The sequence below is a fragment of the Aeribacillus sp. FSL K6-2833 genome (assembly GCF_037965815.1).
Lineage (GTDB): Bacteria > Bacillota > Bacilli > Bacillales > Aeribacillaceae > Aeribacillus > Aeribacillus composti.
In genome coordinates, this window is sequence record NZ_CP150189.1 from 558,692 (window position 1) to 574,925 (window position 16,234).

Here is a 16,234-nt window from a genome sequence, read left to right on the forward strand (position 1 = left end):
TAAGTAAAACAAAATATTTATTCATATATATTATCGGTATGAACATTATTTTGTCAATAAAAAAATCAAACAATTTATAATTATGCAAGTTCATCAAATGTTTAAACATTTTCTGTAAGTAAAATTTTGGCGGGAGAAAATATTTGATAAGAGGATTTTACTACATGGAAGCTAGTATTCAATGAAATTTATGGTAAAAAATAGATGTTTACAAGAGAGGTTTAATCTTCTTCATCCATCAAATTGTGGACAAATTCAGACATTTTTTCTTAATTTATTGAAAATGAGTCTTATTCTTATTATAATTGATAACGAATCTCATTATTAATTTATTACGGAAAGAGTTAAAAAATGAAAAAACGATATTTGATCATTGCTCTCATTATCCTTTCAATTGCATCGATTTTTATCGGAGTAAACGATATTAAACCAACTGATATATTCAATTTGACAGATGAACAAATACAAATTTTGATCATCAGCAGAATTCCGCGCGTCATTAGCATTATTATTGCAGGAACGAGTATAAGCATTGCCGGTCTTATTATGCAGCAGCTGAGCAGAAACAAGTTCGTTTCCCCAACTACGGCAGGAACAATGGATTCCGCCAGATTGGGGATTTTAGTTGCGATCATGGTTTTTGCAGACGCTAGTCCGATTCAAAAAATGATTGTCGCTTTTGCTTTTGCACTTTTAGGAACATTTATCTTTATGAAAATATTAGAAAAAATTAAATATAAAGATACTATTTTTGTTCCTCTAGTCGGGCTGATGTTCGGCAATATCATTGGATCTATCACTACTTTTTTTGCATACAAAAATAATTTGATTCAAAATGTTTCCTCATGGCTGGAAGGAGATTTTTCGTTAATTTTAAAAGGTCAATATGAATTATTGTACGTCAGTATTCCTTTTGTATTAATTGCATACTTGTATGCGAATCAATTCACTGTCGCTGGAATGGGAGAGGAATTTTCGAAAAATTTAGGCTTGAATTATAAACAAGTTGTCAATATCGGACTTGTTATCGTAGCTTTGATCACTTCATCTGTTGTATTGACGGTTGGAACCATTCCGTTTCTAGGTCTTGTCGTTCCGAATATTGTCGCCATATACAATGGAGACCATTTGAAAAAGAATTTGATTCATACCGCTTTGCTCGGTGCTGTTTTCGTTATGTTTTGCGATATTTTAGGGCGAATCATTATATATCCGTACGAAATCTCGATCAGCTTAACCGTCGGTGTTATCGGCAGTGCCATTTTTGTTTACTTACTTATGAGGAGAAAAGCATATGGGTTATAGAGCGAAAATAACATCTCTTCTAGTGGTCGCAGTCCTTTTAATTATCACCTTTTTGTTCATCGACCTCGGCAAAAATTGGGATTATGCATTGCCGCGCCGTTCGGTGAAGATGCTGGCGGTTATTATTACAAGTGTAGCAATTGGTTTTTCAACGTTAGTATTTCAAACGATTACAAACAACAGAATTTTAACTCCGAGCATTTTAGGTTTAGATTCTTTATATATGCTTTTGCAAACCATGCTTGTCTTTTTATTTGGTTCAACACATGTTGCGATGATCGATAAAAATATTAACTTTGCGCTTTCCTTGTTCTTTATGATGCTGTTTGCACTGATCTTTTACAAATTCCTTCTTCGAGGCGAGGGTCAAGACATTTATTTTCTTCTTCTAATTGGACTGATATTCGGAACATTATTTAACAGCTTGACTTCTTTTATGCAAGTGCTGATAGATCCTAACGAATTTCTAATTGTGCAGGACAGAATGTTTGCCAGCATCAATAACGTGAATACGGATTTGCTGTACTTGTCGATTGCCGTTATGCTGCTGGCGGGTCTTTATTCACTGAAATATGCCAAATATTTAGATGTGCTGGCACTTGGAAGGGAGCATGCGATTAATCTCGGCATTGATTACGATCATGTTGTCAAAAGGCTTTTGATCATTGTGGCTGTTTTCGTTTCGATTTCGACAGCTTTAACCGGTCCGATGACGTTTTTGGGCCTTCTCGTGATTAACGTGGCAAGGGAATTTTTAAACACATATAAACATAGTGTTTTAACGATCGGGACCGTTCTTTTTTCCATCATTGCGTTGGTTGGCGGTCAGCTATTGGTCGAAAGAGTGTTTACATTTTCAACTACGTTAAGTGTTGTCATTAATTTTGTTGGAGGGGTTTATTTTATTTATCTTCTATTAAAGGAGAATCGATCATGGTAGAAGTAAAAAATGTTTCAAAACAGTACGGAAACAAATTTGTAGTAAAAGGCGTCTCGCTGAAAATTCCGAAACAAAAAATCACAGCCTTCATCGGCCCAAACGGAGCTGGAAAAAGCACACTGCTATCAATGATCAGCCGATTAATAAAAAAAGATGAAGGAGAAATATTGATTGACGGAAAAGAAATTGGCGCATGCAAAAGCAACGATTTGGCGAAAAAAATTTCGATCTTAAAGCAATCAAACCACATTAATCTTCGCTTAACAGTCAGGGAACTTGTCTCTTTCGGCAGATTTCCGTATTCAAGCGGAAGATTAACAAAAGAAGATCAAAGGCATGTGGATGAAGCGATCCGTTACATGGGGCTTGAAGAGATTGAACATAAATTTCTTGATCAGTTGAGCGGAGGCCAAAAGCAGCGGGCTTTTATCGCTATGGTGATCGCGCAGGATACCGAATATATTTTGCTTGATGAGCCATTGAACAATTTAGATATGAAGCACTCTGTGCAAATTATGAAAATGCTAAGAAAACTTGTCGATGAGCTTGGAAAAACAATTGTCATTGTACTGCACGATATCAATTTTGCATCGGTGTATGCCGATTATGTAGTTGCAATGAAAGATGGAGAACTCGTACACGTCGGGCCAACTGATCAAGTCATAGATCGTTCTGTCTTAAAAGACGTATATGATATGGATATAAACATCCAGCAAATAAACAATTGCAAAATATGTGTGTACTTTTCTTAAGAAGGGTAGTATGGATGGAGGCATTTTGATAAACATCTCAGCAGAAGGAAGAGCTGTCAGCTCTTCCTTACAAAGAATTCAAAATGATAATGATTTTCTTATTCAATTGCGAGATGTTTAAAGAATTGCCGACATCATTTAAAAAATATACAGGGGGTAATTTTTATGAAAAAGTTTTTAGTTTTTCTCATTGCTTCTTTGATGGTTTTTGTTGTTGCAGCTTGCGGCTCGAACGGGTCAACTAGCGGCGAAGGTGAAAAAAATGACACGAAACAGGAGTCAGAAGAACTGACGATTAAGCATCAGCTTGGCGAAACAAAAGTGAAGAAAAATCCAGAAAAAGTCGTCGTTTTTGATTTTGGTGCTCTTGACACATTGGATAAGCTTGGCGTTGAAGTGGCAGGTGTACCGAAGGATAACCTTCCATCCTATTTAAAAGACAAATACAGTGACGATAAATATGAAAATGTCGGCGGTTTAAAAGAACCGGATTTTGAAAAAATCAGTTCGATTGAGCCTGATTTGATCATTATTTCCGGAAGACAATCAGAGGTTTATGAAGAGTTTGAGAAAATTGCACCAACCATCTTTATGGGTGTTGATACAACGAAATATTTAGAGTCATTCCATGAAAATGTGAAAACACTTGGAAAAATTTTCGGTAAAGAAGAGGAAGCTGAAAAAGAACTGGCAGCAATCGATGAATCGATTAAAAAGCTAAAAGAAAAAGCAGAAGCGTCTGGAAAAAATGCATTAGTTATTTTAGCCAATGAAGGGAAAGTCAGCGCATATGGACCGAAATCTAGATTTGGACTCATCCATGATGAATTTGGAATTAAAGCTGTAGATGAAAACATTGAAGTTTCTACACACGGACAAAGCATTTCATTTGAATATATCGTTGAAAAAAATCCTGATTACTTATTTGTGGTAGACCGCGGTGCTGTTGTAGGCGGCCAATCATCTGCAAAACAAACAGTAGAAAATGAATTAGTGAAAAAGACAAATGCCTACAAAAACGGCAATATTGTGTACTTAGATCCTAACTACTGGTATTTATCCGGCGGCGGATTGATTTCGGTTGCTGAAATGGTGAAAGAAGTGGATAATGCGATCCAATAATTTTTCAAAAGGGAGCTGAAAACAGCTCTCTTTTTTCATATGCACCCGGGCATGGGTGTAATCTCTAGGGAGAAAGTCCAGAGCTGCGAAAGCAAAAGTAGCAGTTAGCTTAACGCAAGGGTGTCCGTGGTGATGTGGAATCTGAAGGAAGCGGGCAGCAAACTTAGGGTGTCTCTCGAAACACGAACTTCATATGAGGCTAGTTGCCATTGGATGAAACAAAGTCCTTTCTGTCGAAGATGGTACAGAGTAAATGAAGCAGACAGGTGGAAGGAAAGACTGTACCCTTACCCAGGGAGGTATGACCGACATGTCGAATTGATTAGTATGTGCTTGAACGTCTCAACCTTTTCGATAAAAGAAACAGACGCAAGAAACACATACATATGCCGAAAGTCATAGACAAGGTCAACATTTGATTATGAGACTCGCAAGTTAGACACCGTGAGAAGGCATTACAAAAAGCCAATACCTTGCTACATAGTATTGGCTTTTAATCATTGATGAAAAATGAAGTGAATAGACTCTCATCTCCTTCTAACTTAAATTCTTTTTCTTTTTTGAAGTTATCAAGATTATAAATTTGTATCTTTGTGCCGTCTGATGTAATAAATTGATCTTCATGAATATATGATACATAGTTTTCAATTTCTGTAGTAAATACATCAATTTTAGAAGAATTTAAATGAAGTTTCGCAATTTTCTTTTCCGTGGGTTCTCGTTGTATATCTCCTTGTGTGATAAAGATATGATCTTTGTGTACATGCATATCACTCAAGGATTTGAACGGAAGGGTAATCTTTTCAATTTTCTTGTTCATCAAGTTTATTTTTATTAATTCATTTGACTGATTGTCTTTTCCATCTGATGTTTTTACTAGGAAAAGATCGTTGTCAACGAGCTCCATATCTGATGAATACATCATATCGTCTATTTTTATTGTTTCAATTAAAGATAGATCTTTTTTATTGATTACATTGATAATACCGTAAATATCATCTGGATTGGAGTGTATAAAGGTTAATACATATAATTTGTCTGAATGTTCAATCATATGAATGGCTTGCCCCTTGAGCTCAGTGGATGCGACCTGTTTTCCTGTTGCTATATTTGTTTTGGCAAGATCAGAGGAAGTGAGATCTCCCCCAGACATGTAAGCAAACTCCTTATCAACAGTCCAAACTGTGGGAGCAATTTTTTCTTCGTTAGGAATTTCTTTAATCTGCAAATTACTTTTATTTAACTCTAATATAAATTCATTGGTGTTGTATTTAGATTGTGGATTAGCGTAATATACTTTATTATTCATATGAATAGGTCTTTCCATAAAAGCTCCAAGAGGCATTCCTCTGTATTTCGTTTTATGTTTTGAAAGAAACCTTCCTTTTTCATTGTACAGGTGTATAACTGCTTTCTCAAACATATTTGTATAAATCACTGCATATTTGTAATCTTCGATGTTTTTTGTTTCCGTTGAGAAGCATCCTTGTAAAAAGATCATGGAGGATAACAAACAGATAAAGATCATTTTGTATCTGTTTGTTATCGTATTAAAAAGGTTCATTTGTTAAACTCCTTTAGTATAAATGATATACGTGTGAGAAGAGTTAACTAAATCAATTGGAAATACGATTCCTCCGCCATGATTTAAGTTTAAACTTGTAGTATACTTATATGCTTCATATACTAATTGCGAACAATAAAATTTTTTTGTAGTGTTGATATTCGTAAATTCCCAATTATAAGGTTTTCCTTTGTGTGAATACGCTCTGTCTGCAGCTTTTGCATCTTGAGCGACAGTTGTTCCCTTTGTCGTTACCGCATAAACAGTTTTATATTTTGTATTCCAATTATTTTTGAATGTTTTCACTCCTTCTTTTGGGAAAGATTCAACTGTTGATGTATCTGAGTATATGATTCCTGCATGCCCTACTAGAGAACCAAATTTTCCATCTTTAGTTACTAATATAACTCCTTTTCTTTTTGGATATGATGGTGCTGCTAACGCTTGAAAATTATTAGCTTTAAAATTATAAGATGATGAATTTTTATCAGGTTGAACTAGTTCTGGGTCAGATTCGATCTCTTTCTCTACTCTTTCAAAAGTTTCTAACTGTTGTTGGACTATGTCCTCAGAAGAAGTAGAATTTGCATGAGATACAGCTGGCAAAATTACCGATAACATGCATAAGGACAAGACTGTACTCAATACTTTTCCAATTTTCTTTATCATTAATTCTCCTCCTCTGTTAATAAAGTATTAGGAAAAAATTCCTTTTCATTTTCATTATATATTAAACTTAACTTTTTTCAACTTAAATTTGGTAAATTAGTAAAATATTTCTGGTAAATAGAATAATAGATGAACATAGAAAATGGTGATCCTTTTTGCAGATAAAGTTAGCCAAAAACAACACCGGCACTTATTTAGACAGAAAGCCAGGTGTGCTTTTCCTATAATCCCGTCTACCGCTAACATACAAAAGCATTGAAATTCCATAACGGCTCTAACGCTACTTCCATAAAAAAGTTGCCCACAAATACTTGACTCAAACTTTTTCATTTGAAAATAAGGGATGAACGGAGTATTTATAGTATGATAGAGAAAAAGGGGGAAGAAAGGCATGGGAAATTTACATGGGAAACGGATCGCTATCACAGGCTCTCGAAAGAGCGAGGAAATTTCCACGTTAATTCGTAAAAAAGGAGGGGAGCCTGTTATTCGAGCTATTCAAGAAACAATAAAATGCTCTCCTTCGGATTTGGAGGCTGATCTTCGAAGCATTGTTGAAAAAGGGACTGACTGGGCTGTGTTTACGACAGGAATAGGGACGAACGCTCTGTTGGAAGCGGCAGAAAAGATCGGCATTTTGGATTCATTTATAAACGTTTTAAAAGAAGCAAAAATAGCTGCCCGCGGCTATAAAACGAAAGCGGCTCTTAAACAAATCGGCATTCAGCCGGATGCTGCCGATGATGACGGAACGAATGACGGGCTGCTTCGGGCTATTGAAGGATTTTCTTTTAAAGACAAGCATGTTTTTTTACAATTGCATGGAGAACCGGTGCCAAAGCTTTCAGAATGGTTTGAAAAGCACGGAGCGATTTTGCATGAAATTTTGCCATACCGCTCCATTGTACCTAATCCTGAGACCGTTGAGCAGCTGCTGGATGAAATAATCGAGAATAAGCTGAATGCTGTTGCGTTTACAGCTGCCCCGCAAGTAAGAGTGCTTTTTAAATTGGCTGAAAAAAAAGGAGCAACATCCGACCTTATAGAGGCATTTCAACAAAATGTTTTGGCAGCAGCCGTCGGCAAAGTAACTGCTGGAGAATTGAAGGAATATGGGGTGCAGCGCATCGTGGCTCCAGAACTGGAGCGGATGGGGGCGATGATTGTCGCTTTGGATGAGTATTTTCAATGATGTTGTTGTCAAAAAATTTAATGGCTGATTGTGTGTATAAAAAACAGGTGGAGCGTGACAGCTTTGAGGATGAATCACGTCCACCTGGGTTTGAACCTTTTACCTAAAAATCAGTATGTATGAAAGCATCGATTTATTTCATGAAAAACAAATACTGTAAATTTTGTGCAATATAATTCGGGTAAATTTTGTTTTTTTCAATATCTTCTTTTCTAGAGGCTCCTGTTAATACAAGGCATGTGCGGCAATTATTTGTTTTTCCAAGCAAAATATCGGTTTCTAAACGATCGCCAATGATTAAGCACCTGTTGCTGTTTATGTTTAATTTTTCAAGAATTTTTTTGCCGTAAAAAGAGGAAGGCTTCCCGATCACCTGATCGATCGGCCGTCCTGATGCAGCTTCTATTGCTTTCGCTATTGCCAGTGTATCTGAAATATACCCTTCAGGAACTGGACAAAGCGAATCCGGATTGGCTGCAATTAATTTGGCTCCATTACGAACCGCGTTCATTGCCAAATTGAGTTTTTCGTAAGTGAAGCAGCGATCAAGCCCGACAAGTACGTGGGTCGCGTCCATAGGATTGTCGGTCATTTTTAGTGAAAATTTGTGGAATTCTTCCGAAATCGCTTTTTCGCCTACAATATAGACTAAAGCGTCCGGAGATTTCTCTAAAAAATATACAGCTGACAAATAAGAAGCTGTCATGATTTCGTCCAGTTTCGCTTGAATTCCTAAATGATGAAGCCGCTCTCTGCATTCTTCTCTTGTTTGTGTCGATGTATTTGTGATAAAAAGAATTTTTTTGTTATGGCGCCTTAATCGGTCGATCGTTTCTTTTACACCAGGCAAAAGTTTATTGCCAATATATATAGTTCCATCTAAATCAAAACAATATGCATCAAAATCGTCAATGTGTAACAATACAATACTCCACCTTTATTCTGTTGAAAGTTCTTTTAGAAGAATTTCTTTGCCTTCGCGTAACTTTTCTAACGGTGTTCCGGGTGCATATTCCAGGATGAGCTGACAATCGATTGATTGTTCATGAATCGTTTTAAAGATTTCTTGCCATGGGACGGTTCCTTCACCGATTGGCAAGTGATCGTCTCCTGTTCCGTTATTATCATGAACATGGAGGGCAATCAGCCGATCCTTTGTCTGTTTCATTATTTGCGGAATATCCCAACCGTTTAAATTTGCGTGGCCAATATCAAGTAAATATCCTGCCGTGTCATGAATATTTTCTAAAAAGCTTATAAACTCATCTTGCGTAAAAATCGAACTGCCGTTGTATCCGACGTTTTCGATTGCCAGTTTGACGTTCAAAGGTTTAGCAAATTCACATAATTGATTGATATAATCTTCAGCTCGCTGCTTTGCTAAACGTTTGTCAAAAACCGGAGAAAAACAGAACCCAGGATGGATCACAACATGCGAAGCCTGAATCATGCCGGCAAACTCAATCGCTTTTTTGTATTCAAAAAATGAAGCTTCCCGAATCGCTTTATTTTCACTTGTTAAGTTAATATCCCATGCTGGCGGATGAATGGTGTAGCCGATGGGCAATTCTTTTAGTTTGGAAGACAATTTTTTGAATGATTTTTCTATGTCATCCCATTTTTCGCCATCCATTAATAGTTCAACTTTATCAGCTCCATATTCAATTAAGTCATGGACATTTTTTAAAGGTTCTTTTGATATAAGCGGCAAATCAGAATAACAGATTTTTCTTTTCATAAACAACCACCTCATGAAAGATATGTTTCCACATTGATTTTGTGATTCATCGGACTGCTTTCATTCAGATCCAGCTCTTGCGGATAGCCTATTGATTGTGTGGATTCTTGATCAAAAATATGAATACGATCCATTTTTGGTTTTAAATAGACCATTTCCCCCGGATGCCAATTCTTTTTTTCACTCATCGCAATCACTTCATGACCTTCTAAATTTATATAAATACTGTAGCTGCTTCCTTGGTTTTCCACGTATTTCACTGTGCCTTTTAATGTGTTTTCTTGGGGAGTTTTATAAATTTCTAGATGTTCAGGTCGAATTCCAAAAACAAACGTTTTGGCATTGCTTTCATTTATTTGTCGGATCCACATCGGATGCAATAAAAATGATTGTTTCCCGATCACCACTTTGCCATCATAATAATCCATATCGACAATATTCGTTGGAGGCGAGCCGATAAATTTTGCCGTAAAGATGTTTGCAGGGCGGTTATATACATTTTCCGGCGTATCTACCATTTGCAATTGCCCTTGATTCATTAACGCAATACGATCCCCTATAGTCATTGCTTCAATTTGATCATGTGTAACATAAACGATTGTTTGCTTATACATTTCATGGATTTTCACTAGTTCCTTGCGTGCAGACACTCTTAGCTGTGCATCTAAATTTGATAATGGCTCATCAAGCAGAAAGAAATCAGATTTTTTTACAACGGCTCTTGCTAAAGCGACACGCTGCCTTTGCCCGCCGGATAAATCTTTCGGCAATCTGTTTTCATAGCCTTTCAGCTGGAGCATTTCTAACACAGCATTTAATCTCTTTTGAATTTCGTCTTTATGAACCTTCTGAACTTTTAAACCGTACGTAATATTTTCAACGACATTCATATGAGGATATAATGCATAATTTTGAAATACCATCGCTACATTTCTTTTTCCGCTTGGAATGTCATTCGCCTTAATGCCATTCAAATATAAGTCGCCCGAAGTAATTTCTTCAAGGCCGGCAATCATGCGTAAAGTTGTCGATTTGCCGCATCCGGACGGACCTAGAAGAACTAAACGTTCTCCAGGATGAATGGTAAGATTGAGCCCTTTTACAACATGTGTTTTTCCATAGGATTTCCAAACGTTTTCAAATCTTATTTCCTTCATTGTGCCATCCTCCGTTATTTAATTCCAGAAGAAGTAAATGTTCCTATAATATACTTCTGGAAAATTAAATATAAAGTTAAAGGTATTATCATTGTGATGACTGATACGGCCATGGCGACAGTAAAATTCGTTCCGCCTTCTGAGCTGATGTACATCTGTAAAGCAAGAGGCAATGTATAATTTTCCTTGCTTTTTAAAATGAGCACCGGCCATACGTATTCGTTCCAGGTAGTAATGAAAAACCAGATGCCTGTTGATGTGACAGCCGGCCTAACTAATGGGAGAACGATATCTTTCATAATCCGGGCGTGTCCTATATGATCTAATTTGGCTGCTTCAATTAACGAGATGGGGATTGTTTTCATCGACTGCCTCATTAGAAAGATACCAAGCGCATTGGCAAGCTGCGGCAAAATAACACCCCAAACGCTGTTGACTAAACCGATACCCGATATGATCAAATAGTTTGGAATCATTGTTACGGTAAAAGGGATAAAAATTGTACTAATTAACATAAAATATAAAATGTTTTTCCCTTTAAACTGCAAAAATACGAAAGCATACGCTGCTAAAAATGATGTAATCAGTTTGAAAATTGTCGCAACAGAGGCAATAATGAACGTATTCATCGTAATTTTGAAAGCAGGTAAACTATTAAAGAATGTGATATAGTTTTCGAATGTCGGATTTAACGGAACTATGTTCAAAACATTGTTGTAGGCATCTTCCAACGTTTTAAACGATGAACCTAATGCAAAAACGATAGGATATAAAAGAATAATGATTGTAATGATAAAAATAATGTGCCAAGGTATCGCAACAGATCGTTTAATTTTCATAATAGATACCTCTTTCAACAAACTTAAATTCAAGAACTAATAATATGAAAAAGATTAACATCGTCATAATTGATAAAGCTGCAGAATGTCCTGTTCTGTAAAGTACGAAGGCTTCGTGATAGGCGTGATAGATCGCATTGGAGCTGGCGTAATTTGGACCGCCTTGTGTTATCACTTTTATAGGCGTGAATACATACTGCAGTCCTTGGACGATTGTAATAATAAACACATAAATGCCAGTAGCGCTGCTCATAGGCAAGACGATATGAAAGAATATTTTCCATAAAGGAACATTATCCAAACGGGCTGCTTCTATTATTTCGCGTGAAATACCGTTGATAGAAGCATAAAGGACGATAAAGTTATAGCCAAATACTTTCCAAGATGTAATCAAACTTAAAACCAATATGACCCAACCGTCTAATTTACTCCAAATCGGCATTTCAATGCCGAACCATCCTAAAATAATGGCAACAGGTCCGGAAACTGGATTTAAAATCCACGTAAACAATATCGAACCGACGACCAATGAGATGAATGCCGGCAGAAACAAGGCGCTTTTATAAAAACCATTAAATCGTTTTAAAATTAAATCTAAAACGAAAGCAAAAAGATACGGTATGATACAGTTTATAACTAATAAGAAAGCAATATATATAAATGTATTTCCCAATATTTTATATGTATTTCGATCTGATAAAACATCAATGTAGTTTTTCAATCCGACAAATTTTTTTATCGGAGTAATCATGTTCCAGTCAAAAAAGCTTAAATAAATCGTGTATAAAAATGGCCAGAACATGAATATCGAAAATATAATTAACGTTGGAATCAATAAGCAATACGCTTTCCAACTCTCTTTATTTTTTAAAACCGTCCCATCACTCATATTTTTATTACCCTCCGTACTGATACCGAAAATAAAAGTTAAAAGGAGGGTGACTAAAGGAAGTTTTTTTGAAAAATTGTTATAAATGTTAGTCACCCTTTGTAGACATTTCCTTTTACTTTAACAATTCGTTGATGGATTTTTCCGTTGATTTTAAACCTTCTTCTACTGATACTTTTCCTGTAAGAATTTCGTCGCGTACATCTATTAATAATTGCTCTGCCTGTAAACCGGCGTCTCCAGGGAATGATGCCCAAGGAACAATCTTGTCCATTTGTTCTATGGCAGGCTTCATCATTTCATTTTCTTCTAAAAATGATTTAAGTCCATTTTCTGCTTCTGCAACATCTTTACGTGGAGGCACATAACCTGTTCCTTCTGTCCATTTAGCCATTGATTCAACGCTATAAAGAAATTTCATGAATTCCCATGCTGCTTTTTGCTGATCTTCATCTTTTGCTGTAATAGCCAGCATTGCGCCACCTGCCGGCAGTCTTACTTCTTTTCCTTCCCATGCTGGCGATTTGATTGCCGCTACGTCAAATTTGGCATTCGCTTGGATATGCGAACGTTGGGCAATCGTTGTATAGACCATGGCGACATTGCCATCGATAAAGCTTTGTACACCTTGATCCCAAGGCAAATGCAAGGCTGTTTTATCTTTTAACACCATATCAGCCCATAGTTGATACGCTTCAATTCCTTCTTTTGAAGCAAATGTTGCTTTTCCGTCCGTAATCATTTTGGCTCCGTTGCTTTCTAATAAAGCTTGTGTAGCCCAGTTATCTGCCGGCTCCTGCAAATAAAACCCATATTTTCCTGTTTTCTCTTTTATTATTTTGGAAAATTCTCTTACCTCTTCCCACGTTTTTGGCCCATTTTCATCTAAACCAGCTTTTCGTAAAAGGTCTCGATTAATATAGAGGACTGGATTGCTTAACGAATATGGAATCCCGACTTGTTCACCATCCGAATTTTTCGCTAAATCCAAAACATTTTTTAAGAAATGATCTTTTAAAAATGTTTTATCTTCTGGAAAATATTTATCTATTATTTCTTGCGGCGGCACATAATGAAAATTATTTGAGAAGTAGTCTAAAAATGCCCATCCTACTTGTACAACTGCTGGTGAATTGCCCGCAGCTACTTCAGCCTGTAAATTTTGCATCAACCCTTTATACATGTCCGGGTTGTATTTGGCTACGACTTCTACAGTATCACTTTGTGCATTAAATTCCTTCACTAACTCTTCTACTGTTTTTCCACCTTGAGTTTCAGCATTTACGTGCCAGTATTCGATAACAGTTTTTTTGTTGCCGTCCTCTGATTTAGAAGGAGAGTCATTGGCTGCCTGCTTGCTCGTGTTGTTACAAGCTGCTAACATAAATACTAATGTAAATGCGCAAATCAATTTTACAAATGATTTCATTATATTCCTCCTCACCAAATTGTTTGAGCGTAATTAATGAAAGGGATCTTCAAACTGTCGTGACATTTCGCCTATTTAGAAAATTCTTTACATGAATCAATTAACAAATCGTGTTGCCTTTGACTGGCTATCACCGTCCGTGTTCGAGCAAGCGGCTTCTACAAGCTGTCTTCAATTACAGATAAAGCTATTTTTCATCGTTATGCCGATGACAGGTTGGCAGATCGTTTGCCATTAATATTTTGGTGTAAATGCTTTTCATCTCCCGACCTGACAAATCTATTAAATGATGTCGAATCACCTCCAATTGCTTGCATAACAAAAAAGGAGACTCCAAATATAATGTATATATCTATTTCATATACATTAAATTTGAGGTCTCTCTATTTGCACCAGTAATTATTCACTTGTTACTTTTAATATAGATGATAATTGTTAATCTAGTATAAATCATATGTAAATTCTCTTTTAAAATTTACTGTAGTTGAGCAATTTTCATTACAATAATTACCATGTAAAAAGAGACAAACGGAGTACCCCTTATGCCACATGAAGCTGTTTTTTAACGACATCAATGGGAATATCTTGTTTCGCTGCATCGTAAATAAACTCCACGAGGCTATGTCCTTTCTTCTTTCGAAGGAAGTCAAGCCCGGTAGAGAAATCGCTGTTGGATTCGACCATACTGTACACATAAGCGAGTTGCACCAAGATCCAATACCGTTTCACCGCCCGACGTTGACGAACGCGGTACCCATCGAGCTTCAGCTGGTCTTTCGCTTGTCGAAAAAAGCATTCGATCGACCAACGCTGGGCATAGTAGCGCAAGATCTCTTCATCGCTTAGCTCCCGGTCGGTGCTCAAGACGCAGTGAAGATGTTCAGGTGTCATCGGCTGATCGGCTTTCCAAGCCAACAACACAACGGCATCATCGAGACCTTTCAGCGCTCCCTCGTAGCGATACACGCGATAACGCTCTTCTCCCACCGTGACGAGATGGGTGTCGTTCGGTTCGATATAGCGGGCAAACTGTTTGGCTTGGATGGCGATGCCTTTTGGATAAAGAACCCGATTCGTCTTGAGCATCGCAATGACGTGGAATCCTTTTTTCAGGCAGGCTTCCACGAGTGTTTTCGATGGGTACCAAGAATCCATCAGCACATAAACAGAACCGTGCACATCCAAAGAAGAAAGCATCTCGATGGCCCATTGACCCTTGCTTTTCCCATCCGCCTTGTCGTAGAGGCGAAACGCAAAGGGAAAGGCTTGCGTCATCGTATGAACCATGAGCCAGACGAGAGAGTGTCCCCAAATCGACTTTTTGTCCGCGTGAGAATAATGCCAATTACACCCTTCAATAGCGTGTTTCGCCTGTGACGAAGGCTTCGTTTTTCGGCAGATCGTATCATCGATCGAAACAAAAATGGGGTGATTCTTTCGCTTGGCCGTTCGTTCCACATGACGAAGCATCCACTGCTGGAGTTTGCGAAGCAAGATTTCTTCATCCCAAGGGCTTTTCGTGAAAAAATGGCTCAGTGTCGTTCGATGGTTGGGATGAAAGCTCTCATGATGCAGATCGGTCAAGGTTCCCACAAATCCTTTCGTTGTCAGCGCATCGATAATATGAACGAGATGCTTCATGACCGGCTTAGAGAAATAAAGGGCCAGCCCCAACATTGCGAAAAACTTGTCGATTCCTTGGTGATGTGGTAGTCTATTCATGAGACATGAACCTCCTTGAGAATGGTTTGGTGACACATCTATTCTAATCAAGGAATCGGGTTCATGTCTCCTTTTTTGTTCGGATGTAAATTTATGTTAGTGAATTTGCTCATCTACAGAAATTTATTTAAATCCATTTCCCACAATTTTGAGTTGGACGTCGTTACAGCGAGTGCGCCATTATTTATCGCTTCCTTCGCATGTTCAGGCAAAGTCAACAGCCCTCCTGTTATAACGGGAACTTGCGAAACCTTTGTGAATTTCTTTAAAAAATCCGGCGCACGGCACGGCATAATTTCTATTATATCTGAGCGGATTTGATCCGCATCCTTCACTAAATTATGATAAACTTCCGTGTCAATTAAAAAGATTCGCTGAATAACAAATAAACCGCTTGATTTTGCCTTTTTTATTATGCCGTTCCTCGTTGTAACGATCGCCGTTGGCTGGACATTCTTTTTTACAAAGTCAATTCCATCGCCATCCATTTCCAGACCGCCTATTTTTTCAACATGCAATATGACGGGGAGCCCTTCAGACTGGATGAAATCAACATATCTTTTTACCGTTAAAATGGTTCCTGTCATTAGTAAGACAGCACTTAAATGTTCTTTATTCTTGATCGCTTTCTCAATATATTTCGGTTCTTTAATAGCTGCTACCATTTTATGTTTTTTTAATCTTTCCAACAAAATTGTTCCTGCATTGCTTTTTGCCACAGCTAAATTTCCTTTCTTTTAAAATTCCGAATCTGCTCTCAAGATTTAACAAAGTATTTTGTTATAAAAGCAATTCGATTGGCAAACGTTTGTTATATTTTGGATTGCGCGAAACATCTTGTTGGGCAGAATATGCTTGCTCTTTGGATGGGGGCAGAGGATCAAAAGCTTTTAAAAGAAATATAAAAAACAAATAT

Annotated in this window: 15 protein-coding genes; 5 read left to right on the forward strand and 10 right to left on the reverse strand. The window is 37.2% G+C overall.

Features of this window, described 5'->3' with window-relative positions; translation table 11 throughout:
- Positions 1-351 precede the first annotated feature (351 nt).
- The 4 genes from NSQ94_RS02805 to NSQ94_RS02820 all read left to right on the forward strand — a co-directional run bounded on the left by NSQ94_RS02805 (position 352) and on the right by NSQ94_RS02820 (position 4,119).
- Positions 352-1,305: an ABC transporter permease gene (locus NSQ94_RS02805; protein WP_063386800.1), complete on the forward strand. Its 954-nt coding sequence runs from the start codon at positions 352-354 to the stop codon at positions 1,303-1,305.
- Complete coding sequence (locus tag NSQ94_RS02810) at positions 1,295-2,245, forward strand: iron chelate uptake ABC transporter family permease subunit (RefSeq protein WP_066249998.1); 951 nt, start codon at positions 1,295-1,297, stop codon at positions 2,243-2,245. Before NSQ94_RS02805 ends, NSQ94_RS02810 begins: the two co-directional genes overlap by 11 nt.
- Positions 2,239-2,997 carry an ABC transporter ATP-binding protein gene (locus tag NSQ94_RS02815; RefSeq protein WP_063386798.1) on the forward strand — a complete coding sequence of 253 codons (759 nt, stop codon included), beginning with the start codon at positions 2,239-2,241 and terminating at the stop codon, positions 2,995-2,997. Before NSQ94_RS02810 ends, NSQ94_RS02815 begins: the two co-directional genes overlap by 7 nt.
- Before the next feature lie 165 nt (positions 2,998-3,162).
- Entirely contained in the window at positions 3,163-4,119 is a 957-nt protein-coding gene (locus NSQ94_RS02820) for a siderophore ABC transporter substrate-binding protein (RefSeq protein WP_066249994.1), read from the forward strand.
- Between the two features lie 493 nt (positions 4,120-4,612).
- Here NSQ94_RS02820 and NSQ94_RS02825 read toward each other — a convergent pair whose 3' ends face one another.
- Positions 4,613-5,683, reverse strand: coding sequence for a hypothetical protein (locus NSQ94_RS02825; RefSeq protein ID WP_339230052.1), 1,071 nt, complete (start codon positions 5,681-5,683; stop codon positions 4,613-4,615).
- 3 nt (positions 5,684-5,686) lie between these two features.
- Positions 5,687-6,352, reverse strand: coding sequence for a YiiX/YebB-like N1pC/P60 family cysteine hydrolase (locus NSQ94_RS02830; protein WP_339230054.1), 666 nt, complete (start codon positions 6,350-6,352; stop codon positions 5,687-5,689).
- 391 nt (positions 6,353-6,743) lie between these two features.
- On the opposite strand from NSQ94_RS02830, the gene NSQ94_RS02835 reads away from it, so the two are divergent.
- Positions 6,744-7,544, forward strand: a complete 801-nt coding sequence (locus NSQ94_RS02835) for a uroporphyrinogen-III synthase (RefSeq protein WP_339230056.1) — start codon at positions 6,744-6,746, stop codon at positions 7,542-7,544.
- 133 nt (positions 7,545-7,677) lie between these two features.
- Here the strand turns inward: NSQ94_RS02835 and NSQ94_RS02840 are convergent, their stop codons facing one another.
- From NSQ94_RS02840 to NSQ94_RS02875, 8 genes are all read right to left on the reverse strand, one after another.
- Entirely contained in the window at positions 7,678-8,466 is a 789-nt protein-coding gene (locus tag NSQ94_RS02840; RefSeq protein ID WP_327848574.1) for an HAD-IIA family hydrolase, read from the reverse strand.
- Positions 8,467-8,481: 15 nt separating this feature from the next.
- A complete protein-coding gene (locus tag NSQ94_RS02845; RefSeq protein ID WP_327848575.1) occupies positions 8,482-9,282 on the reverse strand; it encodes a sugar phosphate isomerase/epimerase family protein in 801 nt (266 codons plus the stop codon).
- An 11-nt stretch (positions 9,283-9,293) separates the two neighbouring features.
- Positions 9,294-10,439, reverse strand: a complete 1,146-nt coding sequence (locus NSQ94_RS02850) for an ABC transporter ATP-binding protein (RefSeq protein ID WP_339230059.1) — start codon at positions 10,437-10,439, stop codon at positions 9,294-9,296.
- A 14-nt stretch (positions 10,440-10,453) separates the two neighbouring features.
- Entirely contained in the window at positions 10,454-11,278 is an 825-nt protein-coding gene (locus NSQ94_RS02855) for a carbohydrate ABC transporter permease (RefSeq protein WP_003252244.1), read from the reverse strand.
- Entirely contained in the window at positions 11,268-12,167 is a 900-nt protein-coding gene (locus NSQ94_RS02860) for a sugar ABC transporter permease (RefSeq protein ID WP_339230061.1), read from the reverse strand. The genes NSQ94_RS02855 and NSQ94_RS02860 overlap by 11 nt, the downstream gene beginning before the upstream one ends.
- A 115-nt stretch (positions 12,168-12,282) precedes the next feature.
- Entirely contained in the window at positions 12,283-13,596 is a 1,314-nt protein-coding gene (locus NSQ94_RS02865) for an ABC transporter substrate-binding protein (protein WP_066247712.1), read from the reverse strand.
- A gap of 540 nt (positions 13,597-14,136) precedes the next feature.
- Positions 14,137-15,318 (reverse strand): IS701 family transposase, encoded by a 1,182-nt coding sequence (locus NSQ94_RS02870; protein ID WP_063388773.1) that lies wholly within the window; start codon positions 15,316-15,318, stop codon positions 14,137-14,139.
- A 113-nt stretch (positions 15,319-15,431) separates the two neighbouring features.
- On the reverse strand, positions 15,432-16,037 hold the full coding sequence (locus NSQ94_RS02875) for a glycerol-3-phosphate responsive antiterminator (protein ID WP_339230063.1): 606 nt from the start codon (positions 16,035-16,037) through the stop codon (positions 15,432-15,434).
- Positions 16,038-16,234 lie beyond the last annotated feature (197 nt).

Excerpts from the sequence above, each read along its gene's own strand:
- NSQ94_RS02805 (WP_063386800.1), top strand. The coding sequence starts at position 352 with ATGAAAAAACGATATTTGATCATTGCTCTCATTATCCTTTCAATTGCA.
- NSQ94_RS02810 (WP_066249998.1), top strand. The coding sequence starts at position 1,295 with ATGGGTTATAGAGCGAAAATAACATCTCTTCTAGTGGTCGCAGTCCTT.
- NSQ94_RS02815 (WP_063386798.1), top strand. The coding sequence starts at position 2,239 with ATGGTAGAAGTAAAAAATGTTTCAAAACAGTACGGAAACAAATTTGTA.
- NSQ94_RS02820 (WP_066249994.1), top strand. The coding sequence starts at position 3,163 with ATGAAAAAGTTTTTAGTTTTTCTCATTGCTTCTTTGATGGTTTTTGTT.
- NSQ94_RS02825 (WP_339230052.1), bottom strand. The coding sequence starts at position 5,683 with ATGAACCTTTTTAATACGATAACAAACAGATACAAAATGATCTTTATC.
- NSQ94_RS02830 (WP_339230054.1), bottom strand. The coding sequence starts at position 6,352 with ATGATAAAGAAAATTGGAAAAGTATTGAGTACAGTCTTGTCCTTATGC.
- NSQ94_RS02835 (WP_339230056.1), top strand. The coding sequence starts at position 6,744 with ATGGGAAATTTACATGGGAAACGGATCGCTATCACAGGCTCTCGAAAG.
- NSQ94_RS02845 (WP_327848575.1), bottom strand. The coding sequence starts at position 9,282 with ATGAAAAGAAAAATCTGTTATTCTGATTTGCCGCTTATATCAAAAGAA.
- NSQ94_RS02850 (WP_339230059.1), bottom strand. The coding sequence starts at position 10,439 with ATGAAGGAAATAAGATTTGAAAACGTTTGGAAATCCTATGGAAAAACA.
- NSQ94_RS02855 (WP_003252244.1), bottom strand. The coding sequence starts at position 11,278 with ATGAAAATTAAACGATCTGTTGCGATACCTTGGCACATTATTTTTATC.
- NSQ94_RS02860 (WP_339230061.1), bottom strand. The coding sequence starts at position 12,167 with ATGAGTGATGGGACGGTTTTAAAAAATAAAGAGAGTTGGAAAGCGTAT.
- NSQ94_RS02865 (WP_066247712.1), bottom strand. The coding sequence starts at position 13,596 with ATGAAATCATTTGTAAAATTGATTTGCGCATTTACATTAGTATTTATG.
- NSQ94_RS02870 (WP_063388773.1), bottom strand. The coding sequence starts at position 15,318 with ATGAATAGACTACCACATCACCAAGGAATCGACAAGTTTTTCGCAATG.